This is a genomic window from Clostridium sp. DJ247, from assembly GCF_014231265.1.
This window is the reverse complement of sequence record NZ_JABAIW010000039.1, coordinates 42,465-48,493: the sequence shown is the minus strand read 5'-3', so window position 1 is coordinate 48,493 and position 6,029 is coordinate 42,465. Positions and strand designations below refer to the sequence as shown.

Annotated in this window: 6 protein-coding genes; 3 read left to right on the top strand and 3 right to left on the bottom strand. The window is 29.8% G+C overall.

What is annotated here, in order from left to right:
• Positions 1–223: 223 nt before the first annotated feature.
• The 3 genes from HGI79_RS15325 to HGI79_RS15315 form a co-directional block, all read right to left on the bottom strand.
• The gene (locus HGI79_RS15325) at positions 224–1,306 is read right to left on the bottom strand and encodes a radical SAM protein (protein WP_313885221.1); all 1,083 of its coding nucleotides are present in this window, start codon (positions 1,304–1,306) and stop codon (positions 224–226) included.
• 4 nt (positions 1,307–1,310) lie between these two features.
• On the bottom strand, positions 1,311–1,766 hold the full coding sequence (locus HGI79_RS15320; protein WP_185651573.1) for a radical SAM protein: 456 nt from the start codon (positions 1,764–1,766) through the stop codon (positions 1,311–1,313).
• A gap of 734 nt (positions 1,767–2,500) precedes the next feature.
• The gene (locus HGI79_RS15315; RefSeq protein ID WP_185651572.1) at positions 2,501–2,830 is read right to left on the bottom strand and encodes a HesB-like protein; all 330 of its coding nucleotides are present in this window, start codon (positions 2,828–2,830) and stop codon (positions 2,501–2,503) included.
• Positions 2,831–3,029: 199 nt separating this feature from the next.
• Between HGI79_RS15315 and HGI79_RS15310 the strand changes: the two genes are divergently transcribed.
• The 3 genes from HGI79_RS15310 to HGI79_RS15300 all read left to right on the top strand — a co-directional run bounded on the left by HGI79_RS15310 (position 3,030) and on the right by HGI79_RS15300 (position 5,890).
• Positions 3,030–3,476 (top strand): staygreen family protein, encoded by a 447-nt coding sequence (locus HGI79_RS15310; protein WP_185651571.1) that lies wholly within the window; start codon positions 3,030–3,032, stop codon positions 3,474–3,476.
• 159 nt (positions 3,477–3,635) lie between these two features.
• On the top strand, positions 3,636–3,848 hold the full coding sequence (locus HGI79_RS15305; RefSeq protein WP_185651570.1) for a hypothetical protein: 213 nt from the start codon (positions 3,636–3,638) through the stop codon (positions 3,846–3,848).
• Positions 3,849–4,690: 842 nt separating this feature from the next.
• A complete protein-coding gene (locus HGI79_RS15300; RefSeq protein WP_185651569.1) occupies positions 4,691–5,890 on the top strand; it encodes a DUF4317 domain-containing protein in 1,200 nt (399 codons plus the stop codon).
• The last annotated feature ends 139 nt before the right edge of the window (positions 5,891–6,029 follow it).

Here is a 6,029-nt window from a genome sequence, read left to right as displayed (position 1 = left end):
GCTTAACCGATTCGCACAAAATCACAGATTTTGGCTCTCTGCTTAACTGGGAGTAAAGAGCGGCTACGTCCCTGGATTCGTTCCGCTAAGAAGCAGGTGGGGGTTAAATGCCTAAGTGGCATTTAACGGGCAGTTTAACCATAGTAATCGGCTAAAAGAAACTGCCCTGGAGTCATAGACAAACTCCATCTGATTCAAGTTTTACTTTATAACCAATATCTGATTAATATAATGCTATCTCTTTAGGCCATGGATCTTCTTTTGTTTTTCTCCAAGTTTTATCTATATACTGATGAGTATACTCTTGTTCCATAAGATGATAAATATATGCACCCCTTTTAGTTAACTCATACCCATCACAGACTTTTTTTAACAAACCAAAGTATTGAGCAAGTTTAAGTTCAATATTAAAAATCTGATCTAAATTTTCATTGAATAGTTTATAAAATTCCTTATTGCTTAATTTTAAGGTATATGCATTCCAGAATAACCAATAAAGTGCTCTGGTCCTTTTACTAAATTTCATGGTAAGTGCCGCCGGCTTTTTCTTATTATTAATGCAGGATATATATTCTTCCACCGAGAAAGTATTTATTTGAAAAGCCTTGGTTGTAAGTGTAGCAGCACTTGGTCCAAAACCCATATACATGTCCCTGGTAATTGAAGAATATTTTGGAATGTTGCTTTTGCCAAAGGTCCATACGGATGTTCTATCACAGCGTATTTGGCTGCTTGTTTCTTCAAGGCATGCTAAGAGGTCTTTCTTTTTTTCTCTGCTTAATGGCTTATTCTTATTGTTAGCATAAGAAAAGTCAATAAATGGGTATGTTGAAACCTGAGTGGCTCCTGATTCAAAAGCTGTTAAAAAGTCCTTCTTTAAATCATCTCTATTTTGTCTAGCCATACCAAAAATTAGATCCACATCAATTACATTAAATCCGGCTTCTTTTGCAAGCTTCACTTTATCCTCCCCGGAAATATATTCTCTGCCAAGATCACTTAAACATTTCTTTTGGAAAGATTGTATTCCTATGCTTACCATATTAAAACCTATATTTCTTAATTTAAATAAACAATCTTCATTAATATCTCGTGGATGGAGCTCTATACCAATGTTACCGATAATATCAAAGTTTTCCTTAAGTGCATGCATAATATCTGCCATCTCTTCTAACATAAGTGCAGGAGAGCCTCCACCAAAATATACACTAGTTATTTTTTTGTTGCTGTAAAGCTTCCCTGTCATAGCAATTTCATTTATCAAAGCTTCCTTATACCTTAGAGCTAACTCAACATCGTATTTCACTTTATTATATGGACAAAAAGAACATAGGGTAATGCAGAAGGGAATGTGTACATATACTATCATGAGTAGCTTTCATGCCATCCAAGCTTAAAAATATAACATCTGCTTCCGGAATATCTAATTCAATTGTGCCGTTAGTTACTATATTTACAATAAAGAATCCTATATTTTTTGCCTTTATTATTAGATCTCTTATGGTTTTAGTGTCATCCGTCCAAAGCATTGTTTCCCCACCACAAAAAAACAGTATTCTTATGCCTTCACTGTACATCTTCTTCATTTCGCTAGCTATATCCTCATAAGGATACATAATCTTGTTTATATTATTAACTGCACAATGCTTACAAGTTAGATTGCAGTAATCTGTTAAGATGATTGTACCTAAAATAGGGCTTTTATGCTTAAATAATATTGTCTTTATCCCAAATACGCACAAATGTAAAAAATCTCTTAACCTCAAACTTATCCTCTCCTATACGTAAATTGCATAAAGTTTAATTAATAGACTTATTTTTTATATATTTAGATGTTTACCCACGGAGTTCTTGAAATCTGTTATTAATGTATTGTAAATCAAAAGATGAACATATTCGTCTATTTTCCTTATCTAAGATTCTGTAGTGCTTTGATATGACATTTTGCTGTATCCTATAATTTTCATTTCCATTTATACTAAGTACTATTCAGTATTCAGTTGTTATCTAATATCATTTGGGATAACATTTTTTCTTTTATGTGATATAAATGTGGCTTTATCAAATGTTAAAATCTTTCAAATATCAAAGTTTCTCGTTTGGACATTCTATCTTCCATCCCAAGTGATGTTAGCTTTCAGTGGATTCAAGTATGTTATAGAAAAAAATAGATAACCCAGCCATTATTAGGTTATCTATTTACGAATGCTATTATAGTACTTCACAGTGAAAACTTAAATTGTACGTAGGGATATGTTGACAAAACTGAAGGCACATTTAAAAACTTTTTTATCAGTCTTAGTGAAGTGTTTAGAAAATCTTAGAACCTTAGATTGTTTGAGCGGAGCGAGTTTATCGAAGGTTCTTAGGTTTTCTAAAACACGAACTTTAGACTGATTAAAAGTTTTTAACGTACTGAAGTTTGGCAACATATCTCGGAGTATAATTTAAGTTTTCACTTGTTACATCTATAAAAGCCTAATAGTCTGAGCTATCGTGGCTAGGAGCATCCAGCACAACCTGAACATCCACTTGATTCAGGAGCAATTACTGGTTCAATAGAAAATGTACCAAGTCCATTTTCTTCTCCACACAATAGTACAAAATCACCATATTCAGCAAAAATACCTTTATTAACTATAAATGTTATATCTTCAACCTTCTGAGTTAAGTCACCTTGTCTTGCTTCATCTATAGTAATGTTAAAAAATGGTCCATGACAGGATGTTCCTCCAACATATATTCGTACATTATTAGAATCAGCATTTTTTCCTTCCAAAAAATTTTTAAATTCTTTATAAGCTAGATCTGATATTTTTAAAAAATTCATATATAAAACCTCCCTTATATGTTTTTAGTGTTAACAACTTTAATTTATTAATATTCATTATAAACTAATACAGTTTATAATGAAAGTATCTGCAAAAATTATAGTAGTTTATATTTTGCATACAAGCTGTCATATAGTATAGAGAAAATTTATAAACTGTAATATAATAGTAATTTTAATGTCTGAAGGAGAAAAAATTTTGAAAAGGCTTAAACCTCATAAGCTGCATGTAACTTATATGGAAGGAGTTTCTTATAAGGAACCAATTATACCCCGTTGTTATACACTAGCTTATTCAGATATTACAGGTAATCTGTTTTTAAATATAGGATTAGATTACCATTATAGTAACGGTGATACACTAAGAGATGAAGTTTCAGCAAATTGGGACATAGCTGATGGGAAGTATTTGCTTAAGCTTCACTGCCATGTTGAGGGAGAAAATAATATAAATGAGGCAAGAAGAAGGTACTTTATATTTAAGAAGGAGCTTCCATTAGCTATAGAAGCTCTTAGATACGGAGATAAGGCATTTTATCAGGCTCATACAAGGCTTGATGCTGCTCAAATTTATGTTTATTTTAATTCTATATATTCTTATTATAATAAAATAGAAAACTTCGGTACCCCTTCTGACTACAGATAAATTTAATTATGTTTCTTTGTTAAATAAAATATCCTTTTTAAAGATTATATTACTAAGAAAGGTTTATTATAAATAATGTAATTTAATTTACATTAATATAATATAACCTTCAGTAAATAATATTATTATAATAAAAATAATCTTTAGGAGGATAAATAAATGTCAAATAAAAGTCATGTAGATTTACAAAAATTAGATCAAGTTCCTTTGGGGCAACCTTTTGTGTATAAGGATGTTGTACAAGACAACTTTGATGATGATAAACATACTATAGATGGAAGAATATTTAAAGAAGAAGTTGAAAGTGGTCTGTATGATTCAGTAGAAATTGATAAAAATACAGGAAATCGTATGTTATATAGAAAATTGTAATATATAATCATGACCGAAATTTAACTTATACGACCGGATATATTACCATGTTTCGTCACGTTAAATATTTTTAATTAGTCTAAAGCTTAAATTTGAGAAAAATCTAAGAACTTTGATAAACTCGCTATGCTCAAACATATCTAAAGTTCTAAGATTTTTTCTCAAATTTTCGCTAAGACTAATAAAAAAATATTTAAATGTGACTTCAACATTGGTAATATACCCCTCCGTATAAGTTAAATTTAAGTATGGATATCTATAATATAAAAACAAGTATCTATCAATAGTATGCATTAATATAGTAATCTAGTCTCATATTAAGGGACTAGATTTTTCTTGTGTTTTTGTTTTAAAATATATACTGTGACTTTATAACTATATGAGAGTTTCCCTTGCGGAACTTTATATAGATACGTATAACTTAAATTTAACTTGTACGTAGGAATATGCTACCAAAACTGAAGGCACTTTTAAAAACTTTTTTATTAGTCTTAGTGAAGTGTTTTTGAAAATCTTAGAAGTTTTGATATGGTTGAAAGCCTGAATGGCTTTCAACCAGCGACTTATCAATGGTAATTGATAAGTTTGTCCGAACTGAGGTACGAGTTTATCAAAGCTTCTTAGAAACTTATAATGAAACTACTCTTCCTTTCGTCAGAGTAGTGCTCACAGAGTAAGCGACCATATCAAAATCACAGATTTTGGCTCTCTGCTTAAACACGAACTTTAGACTAATTAAAAGTTTTTAACGTGCCAAAGTTTGGTAGCATATTTCGGAGTACAAGTTAAATTTCGGGCGTGGTTATCTAAACTAAGTTGATATAAAGAGAGAGGTATTGGAAATGAATAAAAAAGATTTAGCCGATTTAAGAAAAGAATTTAAGTTAAGTAGCTATATGATGCCTATTAAAGAGATATATAGTGTATATTTAAAAAAAGATAACGGAGAAATTATTACAAAAGAGCTTAGTTATTTTGAAATGATGGATGTAGAAAAGAAAGAACTTTATCTAGAAAACTTTAAAAAAGTTTTGACTGGCACTATAGACACAAAAATTTTTGAGTTGGATTTTAAGAAAGTTCTAAATGAAAATACAAATAATGATGAAGTAGCTTTAACAAATAATATAGAGGCAAGTACACAAAATATTTTGTACCAGGCTTTAAGTTCAGGAGAGAGTATAGTTGAATATGCAGACAAAATAGTTGACAAAGTATCAAAAAATTATACATATGATACAGATATAGTTATAAATTTTGTAAAAGCAGAATACTACAAAGGAAACAAGAAGAGAAATAAAGAAGCAGATGAGTCCATAGATGATTATGTACAGGCTATAGAATTTATATTGTGCAGTATAAACAAAGTGGATGTTCCAAAAAAGGTTTTAAAATTTGATTATACAGAAATGACTTTTAAACCTAATTCCGCATTAGATATAACAATAAATTTAAAATCACCACTTGATGGTTTTATGTTCCCTAGTATTAATGGAGGATATATAGATGTAAATAAAGTTATGTATTACTCATCAAAAGCTAAACAGCTTAACTTTACTTTTGTAGAAGATGTATTAAATTGTGGTGTTAAACCAACTGCTATAGAAGAAAAAGAAAGTTTCAATGCCATACTTAATAATGTGGTAGGTGATAAAATAAAACCAGAAACCATGCAAGAAATATATGAAAGAATAAATGAAAAGCTAGAAGAGGATATAGACGAAGAAGAAGAACCAACCATTGACATGAAAGAAATAAAAGATATATTAGAGTTCAGTGGAATAGAGCAAACTGAAGCATTAGAAAGTGTTTTTGAAGAAGTTTGTGGAGGAAATTATGACTTTAAAGTGAAAAATATAATTCCTGATTTTGAAAGTAGATCCATAAAAATAGAAAATGAAACAACTAATATAACCATCACACCAAGGGAACTTGGTGCCATAAAGCAAGTAGTAAATAAAGAAGGAAGAAAGTGTTTATTAATTGAATTAAGTGATGACGTAGAATTGAATGGATTTAAGCTAGAAACTGAGGAAATCTAAAAAGTAAAGTTTGATATAAAGATTGCAAAAGTTTGATAAATATATTTTATTATAAATTTAACAAAGTTATTCATAAATTATTAACAACTTTGCCACTTGTGTGTCACAATGCTTATGTAATATTTAATTTGAATTAATG

Excerpts from the sequence above, each read along its gene's own strand:
- HGI79_RS15300 (WP_185651569.1), top strand. The coding sequence starts at position 4,691 with ATGAATAAAAAAGATTTAGCCGATTTAAGAAAAGAATTTAAGTTAAGT.
- HGI79_RS15305 (WP_185651570.1), top strand. The coding sequence starts at position 3,636 with ATGTCAAATAAAAGTCATGTAGATTTACAAAAATTAGATCAAGTTCCT.
- HGI79_RS15315 (WP_185651572.1), bottom strand. The coding sequence starts at position 2,830 with ATGAATTTTTTAAAAATATCAGATCTAGCTTATAAAGAATTTAAAAAT.